Source organism: Kribbella sp. NBC_00662, assembly GCF_041430295.1.
GTDB lineage: Bacteria > Actinomycetota > Actinomycetes > Propionibacteriales > Kribbellaceae > Kribbella.
On the sequence record NZ_CP109029.1, the window covers coordinates 3,367,483 to 3,387,750 of the forward strand.

The 20,268-nt window shown below is 68.5% G+C and carries 20 protein-coding genes and 1 riboswitch; of the genes, 10 read left to right on the forward strand and 10 right to left on the reverse strand.

The features are described 5' to 3' along the window. Nucleotides 1-39 precede the first annotated feature (39 nt). Together OHA10_RS17025 and otsB are read left to right on the forward strand one after the other, a co-directional pair. Nucleotides 40-621, forward strand: coding sequence for a LytR C-terminal domain-containing protein (locus OHA10_RS17025; protein ID WP_371407183.1), 582 nt, complete (start codon nt 40-42; stop codon nt 619-621). Continuing rightward, nucleotides 618-1,451, forward strand: a complete 834-nt coding sequence (gene otsB / locus OHA10_RS17030; RefSeq protein ID WP_371407184.1) for a trehalose-phosphatase — start codon at nt 618-620, stop codon at nt 1,449-1,451. Before OHA10_RS17025 ends, otsB begins: the two co-directional genes overlap by 4 nt. On the opposite strand, the gene OHA10_RS17035 is transcribed toward otsB, so the two are convergent. Continuing rightward, nucleotides 1,417-1,884 carry a hypothetical protein gene (locus OHA10_RS17035; RefSeq protein ID WP_371407185.1) on the reverse strand — a complete coding sequence of 156 codons (468 nt, stop codon included), beginning with the start codon at nt 1,882-1,884 and terminating at the stop codon, nt 1,417-1,419. The two genes, otsB and OHA10_RS17035, sit on opposite strands and share 35 nt — an antisense overlap. Nucleotides 1,885-1,931: 47 nt before the next feature. Between OHA10_RS17035 and OHA10_RS17040 the strand changes: the two genes are divergently transcribed. The 5 genes from OHA10_RS17040 (at nt 1,932) to OHA10_RS17060 (ending at nt 6,936) form a co-directional block, all read left to right on the forward strand. Continuing rightward, the gene (locus OHA10_RS17040; protein ID WP_371407186.1) at nt 1,932-2,879 is read left to right on the forward strand and encodes a DNA-3-methyladenine glycosylase; all 948 of its coding nucleotides are present in this window, start codon (nt 1,932-1,934) and stop codon (nt 2,877-2,879) included. Between the two features lie 21 nt (nt 2,880-2,900). Then, the gene (locus OHA10_RS17045; RefSeq protein ID WP_371407187.1) at nt 2,901-4,148 is read left to right on the forward strand and encodes a cation:proton antiporter; all 1,248 of its coding nucleotides are present in this window, start codon (nt 2,901-2,903) and stop codon (nt 4,146-4,148) included. Nucleotides 4,149-4,230: 82 nt separating this feature from the next. Further along, nucleotides 4,231-4,370: riboswitch (SAM riboswitch) on the forward strand. A 13-nt stretch (nt 4,371-4,383) separates the two neighbouring features. Further along, nucleotides 4,384-5,643 carry a threonine synthase gene (thrC, locus tag OHA10_RS17050; RefSeq protein WP_371407188.1) on the forward strand — a complete coding sequence of 420 codons (1,260 nt, stop codon included), beginning with the start codon at nt 4,384-4,386 and terminating at the stop codon, nt 5,641-5,643. Next, on the forward strand, nt 5,640-5,915 hold the full coding sequence (locus OHA10_RS17055; protein WP_371407189.1) for a ubiquitin-like small modifier protein 1: 276 nt from the start codon (nt 5,640-5,642) through the stop codon (nt 5,913-5,915). Before thrC ends, OHA10_RS17055 begins: the two co-directional genes overlap by 4 nt. A 13-nt stretch (nt 5,916-5,928) precedes the next feature. Continuing rightward, on the forward strand, nt 5,929-6,936 hold the full coding sequence (locus tag OHA10_RS17060) for a zinc-dependent alcohol dehydrogenase family protein (RefSeq protein ID WP_371407190.1): 1,008 nt from the start codon (nt 5,929-5,931) through the stop codon (nt 6,934-6,936). Nucleotides 6,937-6,939: 3 nt separating this feature from the next. On the opposite strand, the gene OHA10_RS17065 is transcribed toward OHA10_RS17060, so the two are convergent. The 3 genes from OHA10_RS17065 to OHA10_RS17075 form a co-directional block, all read right to left on the reverse strand. Then, nucleotides 6,940-8,163: a hypothetical protein gene (locus OHA10_RS17065; protein WP_371407191.1), complete on the reverse strand. Its 1,224-nt coding sequence runs from the start codon at nt 8,161-8,163 to the stop codon at nt 6,940-6,942. A 223-nt stretch (nt 8,164-8,386) separates the two neighbouring features. Then, nucleotides 8,387-9,337 carry a dihydrodipicolinate synthase family protein gene (locus tag OHA10_RS17070; RefSeq protein WP_371407192.1) on the reverse strand — a complete coding sequence of 317 codons (951 nt, stop codon included), beginning with the start codon at nt 9,335-9,337 and terminating at the stop codon, nt 8,387-8,389. 20 nt (nt 9,338-9,357) lie between these two features. Next, entirely contained in the window at nt 9,358-10,482 is a 1,125-nt protein-coding gene (locus OHA10_RS17075) for a mandelate racemase/muconate lactonizing enzyme family protein (RefSeq protein WP_371407193.1), read from the reverse strand. A 95-nt stretch (nt 10,483-10,577) separates the two neighbouring features. Between OHA10_RS17075 and OHA10_RS17080 the strand changes: the two genes are divergently transcribed. After that, the gene (locus OHA10_RS17080; protein ID WP_371407194.1) at nt 10,578-11,543 is read left to right on the forward strand and encodes an LLM class flavin-dependent oxidoreductase; all 966 of its coding nucleotides are present in this window, start codon (nt 10,578-10,580) and stop codon (nt 11,541-11,543) included. On the opposite strand, the gene OHA10_RS17085 is transcribed toward OHA10_RS17080, so the two are convergent. Together OHA10_RS17085 and OHA10_RS17090 are read right to left on the reverse strand one after the other, a co-directional pair. Further along, nucleotides 11,499-12,638 (reverse strand): AI-2E family transporter, encoded by a 1,140-nt coding sequence (locus OHA10_RS17085; RefSeq protein ID WP_371407195.1) that lies wholly within the window; start codon nt 12,636-12,638, stop codon nt 11,499-11,501. The two genes, OHA10_RS17080 and OHA10_RS17085, sit on opposite strands and share 45 nt — an antisense overlap. A 112-nt stretch (nt 12,639-12,750) precedes the next feature. Further along, entirely contained in the window at nt 12,751-13,284 is a 534-nt protein-coding gene (locus tag OHA10_RS17090; RefSeq protein WP_371407196.1) for a potassium channel family protein, read from the reverse strand. 174 nt (nt 13,285-13,458) lie between these two features. Between OHA10_RS17090 and OHA10_RS17095 the strand changes: the two genes are divergently transcribed. Both OHA10_RS17095 and OHA10_RS17100 read left to right on the forward strand, forming a co-directional pair. Continuing rightward, nucleotides 13,459-14,541 carry a hypothetical protein gene (locus OHA10_RS17095; RefSeq protein WP_371407197.1) on the forward strand — a complete coding sequence of 361 codons (1,083 nt, stop codon included), beginning with the start codon at nt 13,459-13,461 and terminating at the stop codon, nt 14,539-14,541. Nucleotides 14,542-14,551: 10 nt separating this feature from the next. Further along, a complete protein-coding gene (locus OHA10_RS17100; RefSeq protein WP_371407198.1) occupies nt 14,552-15,016 on the forward strand; it encodes a hypothetical protein in 465 nt (154 codons plus the stop codon). Between the two features lie 5 nt (nt 15,017-15,021). On the opposite strand, the gene OHA10_RS17105 is transcribed toward OHA10_RS17100, so the two are convergent. The 4 genes from OHA10_RS17105 to OHA10_RS17120 form a co-directional block, all read right to left on the reverse strand. Beyond that, nucleotides 15,022-15,894: a carbohydrate ABC transporter permease gene (locus tag OHA10_RS17105; RefSeq protein ID WP_371407199.1), complete on the reverse strand. Its 873-nt coding sequence runs from the start codon at nt 15,892-15,894 to the stop codon at nt 15,022-15,024. Next, entirely contained in the window at nt 15,894-16,787 is an 894-nt protein-coding gene (locus tag OHA10_RS17110) for a carbohydrate ABC transporter permease (RefSeq protein WP_371407200.1), read from the reverse strand. Before OHA10_RS17110 ends, OHA10_RS17105 begins: the two co-directional genes overlap by 1 nt. Nucleotides 16,788-16,828: 41 nt before the next feature. Next, nucleotides 16,829-18,094: a sugar ABC transporter substrate-binding protein gene (locus OHA10_RS17115; RefSeq protein WP_371407201.1), complete on the reverse strand. Its 1,266-nt coding sequence runs from the start codon at nt 18,092-18,094 to the stop codon at nt 16,829-16,831. Between the two features lie 105 nt (nt 18,095-18,199). Next, nucleotides 18,200-20,221: a hypothetical protein gene (locus OHA10_RS17120; RefSeq protein ID WP_371407202.1), complete on the reverse strand. Its 2,022-nt coding sequence runs from the start codon at nt 20,219-20,221 to the stop codon at nt 18,200-18,202. Between the last annotated feature and the right edge of the window lie 47 nt (nt 20,222-20,268).

The following is a 20,268-nucleotide window of genomic DNA, read 5'->3' on the forward strand; positions in this document are numbered from 1 at the left end:
CGTGGCGACCGGGGGCAAGTCTTGTCCTCACTCGTCGCCGTGGCCGCGGTCGTTGCGATCGTGGCCGGTCTGCTGGTGCTGTTCGGGACCCGGGGGCACGACAGCAAGGCCGACGAGCCGTCGGGTGCTGCCTCCAAGCCGACCAGCAAGCCGTCGACCAAACCGTCTTCCGGGCCGTCGACGATCGCGGCCAGCATCCCGAGGCCGTCGACGCAGACCACGACGCCGCCGGAGGTGACGCCGTCCGAGGCGCCGACGAGTGCACCTTCGTCGACGGCGCCCACCGAGCCGACCTCGCAGCCCACTCAGCCGCCCAAGACCCAGCCGGTGACCATTCCGGTGGAGGAGCGGCCGGCGATCGAGGTGTACAACAACACGCCGCGCAAGGGTCTGGCCGACGAGGTCGCGGGCCGCGCCCGGCAGGCAGGCTGGACGGTGGCCGGCTCGCCCGACAACTGGCACGGCAAGGTCGCCGAAAGCACGGTCTACTACCCGCCGGGCATGCTCGACGCCGCGAACCAGCTCGCTCACGACATCGGCGTCGGCCGGAGCAAGGGCGCGCTGGACAACATGAAGAAGGATCGCCTGACCGTGATCCTCACCTCGGACTACGCCGGATGAGTACTCCGGTCATCCAGACCGACGCCGGGCTCGCAGGCTGGCAAGCCATCGTCGCCGGTCCGGCCACCGCGGTGATCGCGTCGGACTTCGACGGCGTGCTGTCGCCACTCGTCGAGGACCCCTCGCTGTCCCGGCCGGTCGAAGGCGCTCTGGACGCGCTGGCCCGACTGGCCCGCTCGGTCCGCCAAGTGGCGATCGTGACCGGTCGGCCCGCCCTGGTGGCGACGGAGCTTTCCGGGGTGAGCGGTCACCCCGGACTCGGCGAGCTCGTTGTGCTCGGCCACTACGGGCTGGAGCGGTGGGAGGCTGCGACCGGCAAGGTCACGACCGAGCCGGTGCCGGCAGGGGTCGCGACGGCTCGCGGCCGGCTGCCGGGGCTGCTGACCGAGGCCGGAGTACCGGACGCGTTCGTGGAGGACAAGGAAAGCTCGCTGGCTGTGCACACACGCCGGCTGGAGGATCCGACCGGGGCTTTCGAGCTTCTCCGCGGCCCGCTCACCGCGCTGGCCGAGGAGACCGAGCTGCGGCTGGAGCCGGGCAACCTCGTCCTCGAACTGCGACCACCCGGCATCGACAAGGGCGTCGCGATCCGCAGCCTGATCGAGTCGACCGGCGCCCGCTCGATCCTGTACGCCGGGGACGACCTGGGCGATCTCGCCGCATTCCGGGCGATCGAGGAAGAGCGCGAGAACGGGCTGACTGCAGTACTGCTGGCGACGCGGTCGTCGAACGCGACCGAGCTGATCGAGGCCGCGGACATCGTCGTCGACGACCCGAGCGGTGTGGTGACCGTGCTCACGGCCCTTTCGGACGCGATCTCAGCACGCTGAACGCCTGCGTCACGGTCTTCCCGAGCGGCTGGATCGGCCGTTCGACGTACCCGCCGTCCTTCAGGTTCGCGAGCCGCTCGAACGGATTGCGCGATGCCGGATCACCCGTCAGCAGGAACGAGATCACCACGCCTACGACGTACAACGGCAACATCGGCAACCCGATCAGGCAGAAGTACTGCCAGGAGTGCCGCTCCTCGTGGTGCACCAGGGCCGCGTCGTCGAAGTACGAGCGGCCGTGCTTGCTGAGGATCACGTTCCCGATCGTGAACGCGCCCGCGACCGGGAACCCGAGCTTGTAGCCGTTCGCGAAGAACAGACCACGCGGCCCGCGGGTGAATGTCGCCCGTCCCAGGACGCCGACGAAGGCACCGGCCAGCGTGGACAGATTGAGGAAGTTCCCCACCAACTTGACCCGCTGCCAGCCAGTCATGTCGACCAGTATGGGGTTCTGTCGGTGGGGTGGGTAAGACTTGGCGGGTGAGTTCGGTGGTGCGGGTCTGGCGGGCGGGGCGTGTGGTGGATCCGCATTCGGTGATCGGGGGGCTGCGGAAGGGGCCGGGCGATCCGGCGTACGTGTTCGATCCCGTGCGGCGGACGGTGTGGCGAGCTACCCGGACGCCCGACGGGCCGGTGCTGCTGCGGTTGACGCCGTACGGATCGCAGGTCGAGGCCGAGGCGTGGGGAGCCGGGGCGGCGTGGGCGCTCGACGGGGTGCCGGAGTTGTTGGGGGACAGGGACAGCTGGGACGGGTTCGAGCCGTTGCCCGAGCATCGGGCGCTGGTGGACGCGGCGCGGCGGTTCCCGGATGTGCGGGTGCCGCGGACGCGGGCCGTGTTCGAGGCGATGGCGGCCGCCGGCATCGAGCAGGTCGTCACCGGCAAGGAGGCGTTCCGGGGGTGGCGGGTGCTACTGCGTGAGTACGGCGAACGCGCGCCCGGTCCGGGCGGTCCGGCAGGGCGGATGATGTTCGTGCCGCCGGCGCCGGAGCAGTGGCGGCTGATCCCGTCGTGGCAGTGGTTGCGGGCCGGCGTCGAGGGGCGGCGGTCGCGGGTCGTGCTGACGGCGGCGACGCGGGCGAAGGCGTTGGAGCGGACGCTCGAGCTGACCGACTCGTCGGAGATCGAGAAACGGCTGCGGTCGCTCCCGGGGGTCGGGGTGTGGACGGCGGCCGAAGTACGGCAGCGGGCGCATGGTGACGCGGATGCGTTCTCGTTCGCGGACTATCACGTGTCGCGCGATGTTTCGTACGCGCTGATCGGCGAGGAGCTCGACGACGACGGTTGTGCCGAGCTGATCGAGCCGTACCGCGGTCACCGGTTCCGGGTGCAACGGCTGCTGGAGATGGCCGGGAACCGTCATCCGCGCTACGGCCCGCGCAAGGCACTGCCGACGCACACCCCGGGCGCGACGCATCGGCTGCGTTAGCCCGGGCACCGGGAGCGCATCATGAAGATCAACGGGGACGGCCTGTATCTCGTGGCAGGTCTCGCGCTGCTGCTCGGCGCCGTCCTGCCGCGTCTGCTCCGCCGGTACGCCGTCTCCGCGCCCATCGGCTTCCTCGGAGCCGGTGTGCTCCTGGGGCTCGCGGTCGACCAGTCCCATCTCAGTCCGATCGTCGAGCCGGGCCTCACCGAGCACCTCGCCGAGCTGACCATCCTGGTCGCGCTGATGGGCGTCGGGCTGGCGATCGACCGCCCGATCGGGTGGCGCCGGTGGAAGGTGACCTGGCGGCTCCTGCTGGTCGCGATGCCCGCCTGCATCGCCGCTGTCGCCGGTGCGGGCTGGCTGCTCGGCCTGGCGCCGGCGACCGCCCTACTGCTCGGCGCCGTTCTCGCACCGACCGATCCGGTCCTCGCCTCGGACGTACAGGTACAGGGCCCGTCGACCGGCGCGGACGCCGAGCCGGAGGAGGACGACGAGGTCCGCTTCGCACTGACGTCAGAGGCCGGCCTGAACGACGGTCTGGCGTTCCCGTTCGTGTATGCCGCGGTCTTCGGGGCCACCAAGGGCGCACTGGGCGACTGGGCGCTGGAGTGGTTCGCCTGGGACCTGATCGGGCGGACCGTGATCGGAGTGCTCGTCGGCCTCGTCGTCGGCTGGCTGCTCGGCAAGATGGCCTTCTCCGCGCCCTCGCGCACATTCCGGCTGGCTGACGCACGTGAACCGGTGCTGGCCCTGGCAATGACACTCGGCGTCTACGGGCTCGCGCAGGTGCTGCACGGCTACGGATTCGTCGCCGTGTTCATCGCCGCGCTGACACTGCGCGCGGCCGAGCGGCATCACGACTTCCATGAGGATCTGCACGGATTCATCGAGCAGCTCGAACACATCCTGACCTGGGGCATCCTGCTGCTCCTCGGCTCGGCGATCACCGCCGGGCTGCTCCGGCCGTTGACGTTCGCGGGTGTCGCTCTGGGCCTGCTGCTGGTCCTGGTGATCCGTCCGCTGACCGCGTGGGTCGCGCTGGCGGGGACGCCGCTGGGTCGCTCCGAGCGCTGGGTGACGGCTGCTTTCGGCATCCGCGGCGTCGGCTCGGTGTTCTACCTGGCGTACGCCGGCGCCGACTTCGGCACCGACCTACCGTGGTTGTGGGCGACGGTCGGGTTCACCGTCGTACTGAGCGTGGTCGTCCACGGCGTCGCGGTGACGCCGCTGATGCGGATGCTCGACGTACGCCGGGACGCCGCCGCCTGAGCGCGGTTGCGGCTGAGATCGACGGTCTCGAATGGTGGGATCACAAGACACAATATGGACCCGATTGGGTAATCTCGGGGGCAGCTCATCCAGAGGGACTGAGGGAAACGGCCCGTTGACGTCCCGGCAACCCTCCCCGCCGTACGCCCGTCCGGGCCGAAAGCGAGGGAACGGTGCCAAATCCGTCCCGCGCCGAGATCCGGCCCCCGGGGAAGATGAGAGGGGAACCTCACTCATGAGCCAGACCGCCACCCACACGATCCGTGAAGGTGCCTTCGGCAACGGTACGCACCTGAGCTGTCGCGCCTGTGGGGCGAAGTCGCCGCTCGGCCCGTTCTACGCCTGTATGGAGTGCTTCGGTCCACTCGAGGTCGGATACGAGTACCCGACGATCACCCGCGAGCAGATCGAGGCCGGACCCAAGAACATCTGGCGCTACCAGCCGCTGCTGCCCGTCCCCGTCGACGTGGCCAGCTACCCCAACACCGAGCCCGGCTACACCCGGCTCATCGACGCGAAGAACCTCGCCCGCGAGCTGGGCCTGCGCAAGCTCTGGGTGAAGGACGACTCCGGCAACCCGACCCACTCCTTCAAGGACCGGGTGGTGGCCTCCGCGCTGAGCGCGACCCGCGAGCTGGGCATGAAGGTGTTCGCCTGCCCCTCCACCGGCAACCTGGCCAACGCCGTCGCCGCGGCCGCCGCCCGGGCCGGCATCCGCTCGGTCGTGTTCATCCCGCACGACCTCGAGCGTCCGAAGGTGATCACCACCGCCGTGTACGGCGGGACCCTGGTCGCCGTCGAGGGCAACTACGACGACGTGAACAAGCTGGCCTCCGAGATCGCCGGCGAGGAGGAGGGCTGGGCGTTCGTGAACGTCAACGTCCGCCCGTACTACTCCGAAGGCTCCAAGACGCTCGCCTTCGAGATCGCCGAGCAGCTCGGCTGGCGGCTGCCGGAGCAGATCGTGATCCCGGTCGCGTCCGGCTCGCAGCTGACCAAGATCGACAAGGGCTTCACCGAGCTCGGCAAGCTCGGCCTGGTCGACGCCACCGACTACAAGGTGTACGGCGCGCAGGCGACCGGCTGTTCCCCGGTCTCGCAGGCGTTCCGCGACGGGTACGACGTGGTCAAGCCGGTGAAGCCGGACACGATCGCGAAGTCGCTGGCGATCGGCAACCCGGCGGACGGTCCGTACGTCCTGGACGTCGCCCGCCGTACCGGTGGTGCGATCGAGGACGTCAGCGACGAAGAGGTCGTCGAGGGCATCCAGTTGCTGGCCCGGACCGAGGGTGTGTTCGCCGAGACCGCCGGCGGCGTGACCGTCGCGACGCTGAAGAAGCTGATCGCGACCGGCCAACTCGACCCCGAGGCCGAGACCGTGATCATCAACTCCGGCGACGGGCTGAAGACGCTCGACGCCGTGGCCGACCGGGTCGGCCCCAAGGTGACCATCCCCGCGTCGTACGACGCCTTCGTGAAGGCAGGCCTGCAGTGAGTGTGAGCGTTCGGGTTCCGACCATCCTGCGTCCGTACACGCAGGGCGTGTCCGAGGTGTCCGCGGAGGGCTCGACGCTGACCGAGGTACTCGACTCGCTGGACGCGTCGTACCCGGGCATCAAGGGCCGCGTGCTGGACGAGGCCGGCGAACTGCGCCGGTTCGTGAACGTGTACGTCGACGATGACGACGTACGTTTCGCCGACGGCCTGCAGACCGCGATCAAGGACGGCGGCCAGGTCTCGATCATCCCGGCGGTCGCGGGCGGCTGACTAAGTTGTCGCGATGCGTGCTGTAGTCGTCGAAGAGTACGGCGTCGTGCCCGTCGTACGCGAAGTTCCGAAGCCCGTCGCGGCGGACGGCGCGGTCGTCCTGCGGGTCGAGGCGACCGGGTTGTGCCGCAGCGACTGGCACGGGTGGATGGGGCATGACGCCGACATCGTTCTGCCGCACGTCCCGGGGCACGAGCTGGCCGGGACGATCGCGGAGGTCGGCGCCGGTGTCACCGGCTGGCAGGTCGGTGATCGGGTCACGACGCCGTTCATCTGCGCGTGCGGCGTGTGTGAGCAGTGCTTGGAAGGCAACCAGCAGGTCTGCCCGAATCAGCTCCAGCCCGGCTTCAACTACTGGGGCTCCTTCGCCGAGTACGTCGCTGTGCCGTACGCGGCCGTGAACCTCGTCCGCCTCCCAGACGACATGGACTTCGCCACCGCCGCCGGCCTCGGCTGTCGCTTCGCCACGTCGTTCCGCGCCGTCCACCAGGTCGGCAAGGTCCGCGCCGGCGAACGCGTAGCCGTCTTCGGCTGCGGCGGCGTAGGCCTCTCCGCGGTGATGATCGCCAGCGCCCTCGGCGCGGAGGTCATCGCCATCGACACAAACCCCGAGGCGCTGAAGCTGGCAGTTCAGTACGGCGCGGCGCACGCGGTCGAGGCTGCGTCGACGGTCGCGGACCTGGGTGGAGTGCATGTCACCATCGACGCCCTGGGGTCGAACGAGATCGTCCAGCAGGCTCTCCGGGTCCTGCGTCCGCGCGGACGGCATGTCCAGATCGGTCTGCTCCCGTCGGGCGTTTCTCTGGACGTCGGCCGCCTCATCGGCCAGGAACTGTCGTGGCTGGGCAGCCACGGCATGCCTGCCCACGCTTATCCGGAGATGCTCGAACTGGTTGCTGCCGGCAAGCTAAGTCCGTCGAGCCTGATCACCCGCACGATCACCCTCGACGAAACCCCCGCCGCGCTGGCAGCACTGTCCGACGGCACACCAGCCGGCGTGACGGTCATCGAACCGAACTGAGTGCTACAGGCGGATCAGGTAGACCGTGGGTGGGCGGCCGGTTCGGCCGTGTTGCTGGGTGCCGGTGGGGGCGGCCAGGCCGGCGCGCTCGAGGCGTTTGAGGACTCGGCGGGCGGTGCGGAGCTGGACGGCCAGGTGGTCGGCTACGTCCTGGGTGGTCAGGCCATCGGGCAGGGTAGCGGTGAGTTCTCGCATTCGGGCCAGGGTCTGGGTGTTGAGGCCAACCCGGCGCGCGAGCAGCGGGAGGCTTTCGGTGCCGCGGGCGGTGGTGGGTTGTTCGCCGGACGGTTCGATCACGATCTCGACGTCGTCGGACATCGACACAACCCCGGCCACCGATCCGATCGACGCCGCGCGGCTGACGGCCCGACGGGCGAGTGCCTCGGCTTCAGCCGCAGTACGGCCGACGCCGAAGCCGACGTACGCCGTGCTGTGCCGCGCCGCAAGGTTGTCGAGCAGAGGCATCCGGGAGAACTGTTCGGTCGCCTGCTCCAGCAATCCTCGCGTGGTGACGACCAGGTGCCGCCCGTCGGGGAGAGCGGCGAGACTGCCGCCCAGTGTGATGAGGTCGGCGGCGAGTGCGTCGTCCGGCTCGGGTAGATCGATCACCCCGAGCGCGACCTGTGCGTCCCCGACGTGCTGACCGGTCGTCGTCAGCACCAGAGCCTGCAGCGTGGACCGGATTGAGTAGCGCGACGGCGCGAGCCGCACAGAGGGCATCTCGTTCTCGATCAGGTGGAACGCCGAACCCAGGCAGCTGATCGCGACCTTGGTGTCGTGCTTCTCGCGCGCGGTGCGGTGGAACTCGACGATGTCGTCCGACGTCAGCCCGGGCCGGTACGGCAGCACGTGGATGTGCTCCGTCGGCAGCTTCGCCTCGATCAGCGTCTCCATCACCTCGGAGCGCCGCAGCGTATCGATCGAGAACTGCGTGACGTTGTGCCCGAGCCGCAGCAGTTCGACCAGTGCCCGCAGCAGCGTCGCGCCGTCGTACGAGACGTACATCGCCGGCCGGTCGATCACCCCGGCCTCGGTCGCGATCGTGTACGGGACGACGCCGGTGAACAGGAACGCATCAACGTTGGAATGCGCCTGCTCGACCAGCTCGACCGCCTCGGTCTCGTGCCGGTAGGCCAGCGGGAGGAGGGCGGTCCCGCTCGGCGCGCCGACCGCGGTCACGCGCTGGACCAGATCCTCCGGTCCGACGACGCCGACCGTGAGCGCCATCAGGACACCGGCCCCGAAGCTGAGCTGATCCGCACGGCATCCTCCGACGACTTCTGGTCTGGCCCTCAACTCGCAGAATAGCGCAGCGGAGCCCCGGACTCTTGACGTTCAGGTCCAGCTCTCCTAGTTTCGGTCAAGACCACAATTGCCGCCACCCCTGGCGGCCCGCGACGGCGGCGGTGTGGTGGAGCGAAGGAGGGAGCGCGCCACCCCACTGCCCGTGCTACGCGTGCAGCTCCTCGAGGCAGCGGATCACCAGGTCGCGCTCGCCCGGCGGCAGGTCAGGACCGTAGGGATCGTGCGCGGCCTCGGCCGGCATCAGGCCCTCCCATTCGGCTGCCCACAGCATCCGCTGCACGTACCCCTCGATCGGCGCGTAGAAGGTCGCGGCAGCGAACCGGTCCAGCCGGTCCGACGCGGTAAGGAACCCGGAGTGGTCACCGGCGGTCCAAGCACGCAGTACGGCGGCCGACAGCTCCACCTGGGCCGACGCGATGCCGACGAGCGCCGTGTCCGCGCCCCACATGAACGACGGCCCGTACATGCGGTCCTCGCCGGTGATCAGCAGCTTGCCGGTGCCCCGCCCGGCCCAGATCGCGTCCTGACAGCCGATAGCCCGGTCCAGCGTCGCCGTCTTCACCCCGAGCATGGACGGCAGCGACAGCAGGTCCTTGATCAGTGAAGGCGAGTACGGGTAACCACCCGCCTCCCCGTGCAGGTAGAACCCGACCAGCGGCAGCCCGCTCTCGGCTGCGACCCGCTCGTGCAACGCCACGGCCTGCGCGTCCCCGTCCGGCAGATCGCCCAGCGCAGCCAGCGGATAGACCATAACCGCATCCGCGCCACCGGCTGCAGCGGCCAGCGCCATCTCCACCGTGGCATCGGCCGCCTCCTGCAACCCGGATGCCTCAGTAGCGCGAGGTACGCCGACACCCGCCACGATCGGCACGTCGGTAGCCTGCCGCCACGTCTCCAGTACCTTCGCGCGGTCCCCGGGAGACAGGTAGAGCCCGCGCCCGGTGTGCGCCCACACCGCGAGCCCGCCGACGGACTGCGCCGTCAGCGCACCGGCGTACGCGGTCAGGGCGTCGTACGCGACGACGCCGTCGGAGTCCATCGGTGTGACCACAGCGGGAAGCAGCGTGCCGCGCAGTCGCTCTACGAGTGGGTGCATCACAGTCCTCTCAGACAGCGTCAGACCTCGTGCCCGAGACCGGGCCCCTGCGGTACGTCGATCCAGCCGTGGCAGTCGGCGAACACACTCGGCGCCAGCGGGTCCTCGTCGACCATCAGCGGCCCCACCAGGTCCGCCGCTACGGTCGCACCGGGCACGGCGGCGGCCAGGTGTACGGCGGCCAGTGTGGCCACGCCCAGCTCCGGCATCGAGCCTACCTTCACGGCCAGCCCGGCAGCCTCGGCCACGTTGGCGATCTGCAGCGCGCGATGGAGCCCGCCGACCTTGAGGATCTTGATGTTGAGTACGTCGGCCGCACCGCGCCGGGCGATCTCCATGGCGTCGTGCAGCGAGTGCATGCTTTCGTCGACCATCACGCGTACGTCGAGGCGCTCGCGCAGCCGCACGAGCCCAGCCAGGTCCCAGCGGGGCAGGGGCTGCTCCAGCAAAGTCAGACCCTCGGCGCTCATCCTGGCGAGGTACGGGAGGGCTGTGGTCGCGTCGTACCCCTCGTTGGCGTCCAGACAAAGCTCCGCGTCCTCGGGGATCGCGGCGCGGACGGCGCGGATCAGTTCGAGGTCCTTGGCCGGGTCCTGGCCGCCCTTGACCTTCAGGTGCATGAATCCGCGATCGGCATACTCCGCTGCCTCTGCGGCCATCTCGTCGAGCGTGCCGAGGCCGACGACCCACGTGGTCTGCACACGGTCGCGGACGCTGCCGCCGAGGATGGCGTGGACCGGCCAGCCGCTCAGCCGACCGGCCAGGTCGTACAGCGCGATGTCGAGGCCCGACTTGGCGACCTGTTGGCCGCGCAGTACGGCATCCATGACGACGTGAGCGCCGGCCCGGTCGAGCGGGTCACGGCCGACCAGACCCGGGGCGAGGTGCTCCTCGATCGCGGCCTGTACGCCGGCCAGCGTCTCACCGGTGTACGCCGTCATCGGTGACGTCTCGCCGATCCCGACAGCCCCGTCCGCGGTGTGGACCTCGACGACCAGGCTGATGAGCTCGGTGCTGATCCCGCTGCTGATCTGGAACGGACGGCGGTACGGCGCGCTGACCACGCGGGTCTTGATCGCGCTGATCGGCCCGGACACCGCTGACGCCCCGTCCGGCAACCCCGCCGGTTGTGCTGCAAGACTCATAACCGGCTCCTAGGGTCGCAATCTGAGCGGAAAGCATTTACGGTCAAGACCGTAAATACCCTGAGCGCTCTCTGTCAACGGAAGGTGGCACCCCGATGCGGCTGGGTCTGTATCTGAACCTCTACGGCACCCCGGACGAGCGGCCGCAGTTGGCCGACGCGGTCGAGCAGGCGAAGCTCGCCGAGCAGGCCGGCTTCGAGTGGGTCGTGCTGGGCGAACGGCACCTGCACCGGCCCGGGTACCACGAGATCCTCACCTCGATGACGTGGCTGGCCGCGCACACCTCGCGGATCGGGATCGCGACGGCAGGGATCGTCGCGCCGCTGTACGACCCCGTCGTACTCGCGGAGACGCTGGCGCATATCGACGTACTGTCCGGCGGGCGGCTGACGGCCGGGTTCGTGCTCGGGTACCGGCCGGAGGAGTTCGCGCTGTACGGCGTGACGCAGGCGGAGCGGGTCGCGCGGTTCGAGGAGGGGCTGGAGATCCTGACGCGGCTGTGGACGTCGGACGAGGTCACGTACGACGGGAAGTTCACCAGCATCCGGGACGCGTACCTGTCGCCGCGACCGGTGCAGTCGCCGCGGCCACGGGTGTGGAACGGCGGGCGGGTGTCGGCCGTGCTGGAGCGGACCGCGCGGATGTGCGACGGGTGGACGACGTCGTTCAACGAGCTGGACGCGGACCTGCCGGCGAAGATCTCGGAGTACCTGTCGTATCCGCGCGGGGAGGGGACTCTCGGGCAGGAGGTCATTCTGTGCCGGGAGGGGTACTGCGCTCCCACGTCGCAGGACGCCCGGTCGGCGCTCGAGGAGCCGCTGCGCGACCTGTACGACGCCTACACCGGGTGGAAACGCACGTCGACGGACGTCAGCCGCTACACGCAGGGCTGGGACGACATCGTGGACCGCAGCGTGATCGGCTCACCGGACCAGTGCGCCGACCGTCTGGCCCACTACGAGGAGATGGGCGCCGACGGGATCATCCTTCGAATCCAGCCGCCGGGTATGTCCCAATCAGACGCTCTCCGCGCCATCGAGGCCTTCGGAGGTCTCCTGTAACTCAGGTGTGGCTGGTGGCTTCGCCGGGCGGTCGTTGGCGCCGGACAGCAGGTCGTTCACCCAGCGGGTGGAGGGGTCGGCGTCCAGGAGGAGGGCTTTGGCGAGGAGGGAGAGCGGGATGGCGAGGATTGCGCCGAGTGGCCCCAGGACCCAGGCCCAGAAGACCAGGGACAGGAACGTGAGCGTGGTGGACATGCCTACCGCGTCGCCGACGACCTTCGGTTGGATGATCGACTGGAAGACGAAGTTGATGACGCAGTACGCGATGATCACCCACAGCAGCGTGGACCAGCCGCTGTCCAGGAGGCCGAGCAGCGCCGGCGGGACGACGCCGATGAAGAAGCCGATGTTCGGGATGTAGTTGGTGATGAACGCGAGCAGGCCCCACAGCCACGGCAGCGGGATGCTCAGCAGGTAGAGCACGCCGACGTCCACCACGGCGACGATCAGGCCGAAGATGGTGGAGACGACCAGGTACCGCGTCGTCCCGCGGGCGAAGCCGGTCAGGGCGGTGGCGATCCCGGGGCGGTGGTTCGCGGCCTCGACCAGGCGTGTGGTGAAGCCGTTGGCGTCCATGCCCATGAAGAACAGCAGGATCACGATGAAGCCGAGGTCGGAGAACACCCCGAGCAGCTTCGTCAGCCAGACCTGGAGGATCCCGAGCGCCTTGCCGAGGTCGAGCGCCTGCAGTACGCGCTGGATCTCCTGGTTGCCGATGCCCCGGTCGGCCAGCCAGCCGCGGACGTCGTTGATCAGCTGACCGAACGTGTCCTGGTACGTCGGCAGCAGCGTCGCGAGCCGGGCGAGGGAGAGGGCCAGGGCGGCGGCGAGGCCGAGCAGGAACGAGATCACGACCACGAGGGCGATCAGGGCGGCGATCCAGCTGCGGACGCCGCGCCGGATCAGGTACCGGCGGAGCGGGCCGACCGCGATGGTGAGGATCAACGCGAGGAAGACCGGTCCCGCAATACTCGAGAATCCGTGCAGCCCGCCCGCCGTGATGATCGCCCCGGCGGTCCCGAGCAGCACCACGACGCCCCGCGGCAACGACCACGAGCCGGCCGCGGCGGACGGAGTGTCGGGGGAGTCAGGCATGGTGTACCTCTCCTCCGCGTCGGACCAGGGATTCGAACATCCCCGACATCCGGTTCGGCGGCATCATGCGTCCCGGAGGAGGCAGCGGCCGGCGTCGTACCTAAAGGGTGAGTCAGTCCTGCTGGCGGCGCAGACCGGTCTGTACGGCGCTCAGCAGCGCCTTCGCGCCCAGACCGACCAGCAGGAGATCCCCGATGATCTGCACCGTGACGACCAGCCGGGCCGTCCCGGTCACCGGTGCGATGTCGCCGAAGCCGACCGTGGCGAGGACCGTCACCGTGAAGTACATCGCGTCGCCGCGGGTCAGGGGCTCGTTGAAGCTGCCGGTCCGGTTCTGCTCCATCAGGTAGTACGCCGCCGAGAACACGACCACGAACAGCGGTACGGACGTCGCAAGCGCGTCGATCGCCCGGATCCGCGGGTACGGCGACTTGATGATCTCGCGGACCTGCCACGCCAGCACCAGCACCACGAGGACGAGCCCGAGCACGAGGTACGCCAGCACGCGCCCGTCGAGCCGGCCCATCGGAAGCAGGAAGTACCCCGCGACGATGACCACCGCCCCGACCAGCGACCGCAGCAGCGACCGCCGCGCAAGCCGGCGCCGCTCACCCGGCGGAAGCCGCTGGAAGCCGCTGTCTGCCACCCCCCGAGTGGACCGCACCAGCGCCACCGCGGCATCGTCACTGGCGGACGAGCCCCGGCGTACGTCATCCGCCCTGGATGATCCGCCCGGGGCGCGCCGATGGAAACCTCGGGTTGAGGTGACGCCCCCGGAACGATTGCGGTCGTAGCCTGAGTGGACGGATGGGGGTTGCCGATGGACGTCCAGGTGGTGTTCTGGTGCGTCGTACTGGCGCGCTTCGTGCTGCCGTTCTTCATCTTGCGGTATCCGCTGCCGGCGATCATCGCGTGTCTGCTCCTGGACGGGGTGGACCAGACGATCTTCCAGCTCTTCGGCGTCGACCCGCCGAACTACCAGAGCTACGACAAGGCGATGGACGTCTTCTACCTGTCGATCGCCTATCTGGCGAGCCTGCGCAACTGGAGCAACCCGGCGGCGGTCAAGATCAGCAGGTTCCTGTTCTTCTACCGCCAGGTCGGCGTGGTGCTGTTCGAGCTGACCGGTCTGCGGTTCCTGCTGCTGGTGTTCCCGAACACGTTCGAGTACTACTTCATCGCCTACGAGGGTGTGCGCACCCGCCGGAACCCGATGCGGTACGGGTTCCGGTTCTGGGTGAAGGTCGCGGCCGGGATCTGGATCTTCATCAAGTTGCCGCAGGAGACGTGGATCCACGTCCTGCAACTGGATCTGACCGACACGATCCGCGACGTACCGTGGTTCCTCCCGGTGCTGATCGTGGCGTTGCTGGCACTCGCGGCGGTCCTGTGGTTCGTCGTCCGGCCGAGGCTCCGGCCGCCGGACTGGTCGTGGCGGCTGAGCGCGGACCCGTTGCCCGTGGAGATGGACGAGGCCAGCGAGCGGATGGCGTACCGCGTGGCGCACAACCGGGTGTTCGACTGGGCGTCGTTCGAGAAGATCGTGCTGATCGGGCTGACCAGCGTGATCTACGGGCGGGTGCTCCCCGGCGTGGAGACCAGCGACCTCAGGCTCTTCCTGGGTATCGCGTTCTTCGTCGTACTGAACTCCGCGATCGGGCTGTGGAGCGCGCGGCGCGGGTACGGGTGGGACTCGGCGGCGCTCTCGTTCGGGGTGCTGCTGGTGATCAACATCGCGATGGTCTTCGTCGCGGACCTGCTGCTGACGCGGGGCAACGGGGATCTGTCGCTGCCGGACACGCTGTTCTTCGTCTTCCTGGTCACCACTCTGACGATGCTCTACGACCGGTACCACCCGGTCAGCGAGTACCGCGCGACCGCGGCGGCCAAGGCCGCGAGCTGAGGAGAGCGCCATGCCAGAGCCTGACGAGACTGCCAGCGGCACCCACCGGCGGCCCGGTGAGGTCGAGGTGCCGGAGTGGCCCAGCCGCTGGGTCGGCTGGATCCTGTTCGCGGGCGTGATGATGATCGTGCTCGGGATGATCCACGCGTTCCAGGGCTTCGTCGCGATCTTCGACGACACGTACTTCCTGGTCCGCCCATCCCGCCTGACGATCCACCTCTCCTACGACAAGTGGGGCTGGATCCACCTCGGCGTAGCCGTCTTCGTCCTGCTCTCCGGCATAGCCCTCCTCAACGGCCGCCTCTGGGGCCGAGTGGTCGGCGTGATCGTCGCCGTCGCCAGCATCCTCCTCAACATGGCCTTCCTCTCGGCCTACCCGATCTGGTCCACCATCACCATCGCCATAGACGTCCTCATCATCTGGGCCCTGACAGTCCACGGCGACGAACTCCGCCAGATGCTCAAGAGCAAGTAGCTCTCTCAGGCTTTGAGACCGGACATGGCGATGGAGTCGGTGAGGTAGCGCTGGAGGAGGCCGAAGACCAGGAGGCTGGGGACCACGGTGATGGTGGCGCCGGCCATGATCTGGTTGATGGGGACGGCTTGGGTTTGGAGGGTGGCCAGGCCGACGGTGAGGGTCTGCATCTTGCCGGACTGGCCGATGACCAGGGGCCAGAGGAAATCGTTCCAGTGCCAGAGGAAGACGAAGATGCCGAGCGTCGCCAGCACCGGACGGATCAGCGGTACGACGATCGTGGTGAAGATGCGCCACTCCGACGCCCCGTCGATCTCCGCGGCTTCGAAGAGTTCGTCGGGCAGTTGCATGATGAACTGCCGCATCAGGAAGACCGCCTGCGAGTTCGCCAGCGTCGGGACGATCAGTCCCCAGTAGCTGTCCACCCAGTCGAGCCGCGAGACCAGGATGTACGACGGGATCAGCGTCGCCTGGAACGGGACCATCAGCGTCGCGAGGAACGCCCAGAACATGATCTCCCGCCCCGGGAACTTCTTCTTCGCGAACGCATACCCGGCCATCGACGCGAACAGCAGCACGCAGACCACCGAGATCAGCGAGTAGAGCAGCGAGTTCACCGTCCACCGCGGGATGTCCGAGCTCGACAGCACCCGGGAGAAGTTCTGCAGCGTGAAGTTGGCCGGGTTCAGCGCGTCCGGGAACGTCTGCCCGCTCGGCGGCGCGAACGCGACGAGCACCATCGCCGCGAACGGCACGATCGTCACGATCGCGGTCAGCGTCAGCAAGGTCGGCAGCGTCAGGCGGGCCGCCGTACGCCGTCCGACGGCCTTGGTCTCGCTGACAGCCCGTACCGGCGGGCGTTCGAGCACGTTGACCATCAGTCGTCCCTCCCGACGAGCCGGCGCTGTACGAGCGAGACGATCAGCACGATCAGGAACAGCACCAGACCGATCGCGCTGGCGTAACCGAAGTCGAAGAACTTGAAACCGCTGTCGTACAGGAAGTACACGAGCGAGTAGCTGGACCGCACCGGCCCGCCGCCCGTCATCACGTACATCGCGTCGAAGACCTGGAACGACCCGATGGTCTCGATCACCAGCACGAAGAACAGCACCGGACGCAGCTGCGGCAGCGTCACGTACCGGAACCGTTGCCACGTCCCGGCGCCGTCGATCATCGCCGCCTCGAGGTACGACTTCGGCACCGCCTGCAGGCCGGCGAGCAGGATCAGCATCGAGTACCCGAAGCCCTTCCAGGCCGAGGTGACCGCGATCGACGGGAGCACCGTGCTGGACTGGCTGAGGAAGTCGATCGGGCCGATACTCACCAGTCCGAGGACTGCGTTCAGCAGGCCGTCCTGGGCGTCGTAGATCCACTTCCAGATGACCGCGGCGAGCACGATGCTGGTCACGTACGGGAGGAAGAACACGCCCCGGAAGAAGCCGCGCTTCCAGACCACCTGATGGAGCAGTACTGCGGTGCCGAGCGAGAGCAGGACCGTCAGCGGAACGAAGATCACCGTGTAGGTGACGGTGACCAGCAGCGCCTCGTGGAACACCTGGTCCGACAACAACCGCGTGTAGTTGTCGAGGGCAATGAAATCCCACTTCCCGCTGATCCGGTAGTCGGTCAGCGAGAGCAGAAACGCGCCGATCGCAGGCAGGAACCGGAACAACAGGAACAGGACGAGCATGGGGGCGACGAACAACAGGCCGACCCACGGCCGGCGGCGCGGTCCGAAGCGGGATCGCGACGCCGGCTGACCGGGCACGGGTCCCGCCCGACCCGTGCCCGGCACCTGGCGTGCCTCCGTCAACGTTGTCTCGACAGGAGGTCGTTGGCCTGCTTGGCCGCGTCGTCGAGGGCCTGTTGGGGCTGCTTCTTACCGGTCAGCACGGCCTGGATCTCGGTGCTCAGCATCGACATGATCTGCCGCGCGGACGGGTTCGCCTCACCCGGTACGGCGTACTGCAGCGCGTCGTGGAACTTCGCCACCGTCGGGTCGGTCGACTCGGACTTGGCGTCGTTGCGCGGCGAGTAGAAGCCGGACGCCTTGCTCAGCCCGTCCAGCTGCGCCGACTGCTCCATGAACGACAGGAACTTCTTCGACGCGTCGATGTTGTCCGACGCCGCGTTCAGCACCAGACCGCCCGGGATCCCGTACCCGACCTGCTTCTTGCCGGTCAGCGGCGAGCCGATCTCGACGTTCCCCGCGCCCCAGGTCTTCGACACCGTCGCCACGTCGGCCGGCACGCTGGTCATCGCCATCGCGACCTGCCCCTTGCCGAACGGCGAGTCGGCGACCACGTTGCCCGCGGTGAGCGCGGTCTTCGGGATCGCGCCTTCGTCCCACAACGACTTCAGGAACGTCAGCGCCTCCAGCCCCGGAGCCTGGTTGAACGTCACCGACTTGCCGTCGTCGGCGAACACCTTCCCGCCGGCCTGCCACAGCAGCGGGTAGAAGTTCAGGTTCAGCGTCGCCTCCGGCGAGGCCGAGTAGTCCAGCGTGGAGAACCCGGCTGCCTTCAGCTTCGGTGCGGCCGCCTTGATCTCGTCCCAGGTCTCCGGCGGCTTCGCGATCCCGGCCTTGGTCAGGACGGTCTTGTTGTACATCGTCGTCGTGACCGTGTGATAGATCGGTACGCCGTACACCTTGCCCTCGACGGTCAGGCCGGGGATCGCGGCCGGCAGGAACTTGTCCTTCTCCGGCTCGACCACGTCGTCGACCGGCTCCAGCGAGCCGCTCTTCACGTACTGCGGGATCTGGTCCGGGATCATCAGCAGGACGTCCGGGCCCTTCTTGCCCGAGAACGCGGCCGCGACCTTCTCCTCACGGTTCGCCCACGGCTGCGCCTCGATCTTGAGGTCGATCCCGGAGTTCGCCGCCTCGAAGTCGGTCTCGACCTTCTTCCAGTAGGCGTCGCTGGCCGCCTGGTCGGCGATCACCGGGTACATCCAGAGCGTGACGCTCTTCTTCGAGTCCGAGGAACCCGAGTCGCCTCCGCCGCAGGAACTGAGCGCGGCGGCGAGAACGAGCGCCGTGAGTGGTGCCGCGATGCGGCGGACGGTCGATTTCATCGCACCCCCAGGGTGTCCGGAAGTCAGGGCCGGAAGTAGTGCAGTGCCGTAGATGTTCGGCGAATAACGGTCAGGACCGAAAGTAGCCGGGGTGAATTTCTGCTGTCAACGGCTGATATCAATCCGGAACAGCTCGGAGCCGCTCGTCATCAGCAGTTGGTGGTCTCCCCGGACCCCGAGCCGCCGGTGCGCGTGCTCGACGAACAGCGTCGGGACGGCCTTCTTCCCGGGCTCGATCCGGTAGATCTTGTTCAGGTCGATGCTCACGTACACCGCCTCCCGGGTGGACACGATGTCCCCGCTGGAGGTCGTCGTACCGAGCGTGAAGGACTTCTTCAGCTTGCCGCTGTCCGGGGCCACCGCGAACACGGTCTTGCCGGCCACGCCCCAGAGCAGCCCGTCCGGCCCGATCGTGACCGACGAGACCGTCGCCGCACCCGGCACCGGCACGGACTCCCAGAGTTTCTTCTTCTTGGCCACGTCCCACGCGAATACTGTGCCCGCTTCCCGGGTCGGCGGTGTGGTGGTCAGCCCGCCGGCGATCGACGTGCCGCCGTACACGATGCCGCAGTTCGCGGTCAGTCCGAAGACCGACTCGTCCTGGACGACGTTGCGGTACTTCTCCGACGTACCGGTCTTCGGGTCGTAGATGACCAGTGCGCCGCCGAGCCGGTCGCCGTCCGGGACCGTGCCGACCGCGATCTTGCCGTTCACCTCGGCCAGCGCGCGGGCGCGGGTCTGGAAGATATCCGGCTTCAGGTTGAGCGCCTGGACCGGGTTGTCCGGCGTACCGGGCGGTCCGGGGGAGTACTCCGGGCTGCTCCAGGGCTTCGCCGTGTCGTACGAGTAGAGGCGGGCCTCCGGATAGGCGCCGATCCAGACCGTGCCGTTCGAGCCCTCCATCAGCGCCTCGACCTGGGAGAACCGGTTGAACGTCGCCGCGCCGGTGTCCGGGTTGACGACGGACACGCCGCCGTTGAGGAAGCCGCCGGCGTAGATGTTGTTCTTGCCGCCGGCCACGGACAGGATCTCGATCGGCTCCCGCCGTACCTTGGTCTGGAAGATCTCGGACTTGCCGGTCTGCGGGTTGTAGCGGAACTCCTCGCCGCGCCACAGGGTGCCGACGACGCTGGTGCCCGGATAGTCGGGCAGGTCCAGGTCGGCGTACCCGATCGAGCGGGCGTTCTGGATCCGGCCGGTGAAGGTCAGGCCGGTCCCGGTCAGCGTCTTGGTGGCCGGGTCGTACTTCTTCAGCTCACTCGCCTGGATCATGTACAGCGAGCCGTCCGCGCCGATCGGCGAGATGTCCAGGCCGTGCTCGTTCGGGATCTCGTCGACCCAGGTCCGGGAGGCGATGTCCCAGACGTACATCGGGCCGGGGAACGCGGTGCTGACCCGGGTGTACACGCGGCCGCCGCGGACGTTCAGGTCGTAGACGACCTTGTCCTTCGGGTCGCCCATCGTCGGCGGCGCCGGGATCTCGGTGACCGCGCCGCTGGCCACGTCGATCTCCTGGAAGTACGCGTCCGGCTCGGTGCCCGTGTAGAGCTTGCCGTTCGCGTAGTCGATGCTCTTCACGTATCCCTGGCCGGCCTTGATCGTGCCGTAGTCGCGGACGGCGCCGGTCGCGTGGTCGTAGCTGAACACCCGCCCGTGCGGATACGTGCCGCCGTACACGTTGCCCTGCTCGTCGACGGTGATCCGCAGGATGAACGTCTCGGACGCGAGCGGCCGGCCCAGGTCCTCGGCGGTGGTCGCGCCCGGCTTCAACCGATACAGGTGGCCGTTGTTGTACGTGCCGGCATAGATCGTGCCGTCCGGCGCGGCCGCGACCGCGTAGCTGCCGTCGGCACCGGGCAGTGCCGTGGACAGCAGGCTGTCGCCGGTGGCCGGGTCGATGGCGTTCAGGTACGCCGGACTGCCGCTGGACACGTTCCAGATCGCGGTCTTGCCGTTCGGGCCGGGCGCGACGGTACCGCCGATGAGCAGTACGTCGGACAGCGGAACGCCCAACGAGGTCAGAGTCGCTGTCGGCGGATGATGTCCTGCCTGAGCAGCGGGAGTGGTCAGAGTCGTGACGAGTACGGCGGCGAGTGCCACCGCGATGAGCGAGCGGGCTGATCGCATGCGATGCCTCCGGGGTGCCGTATTTACGGTCCTGTCCGAAAGTGAAG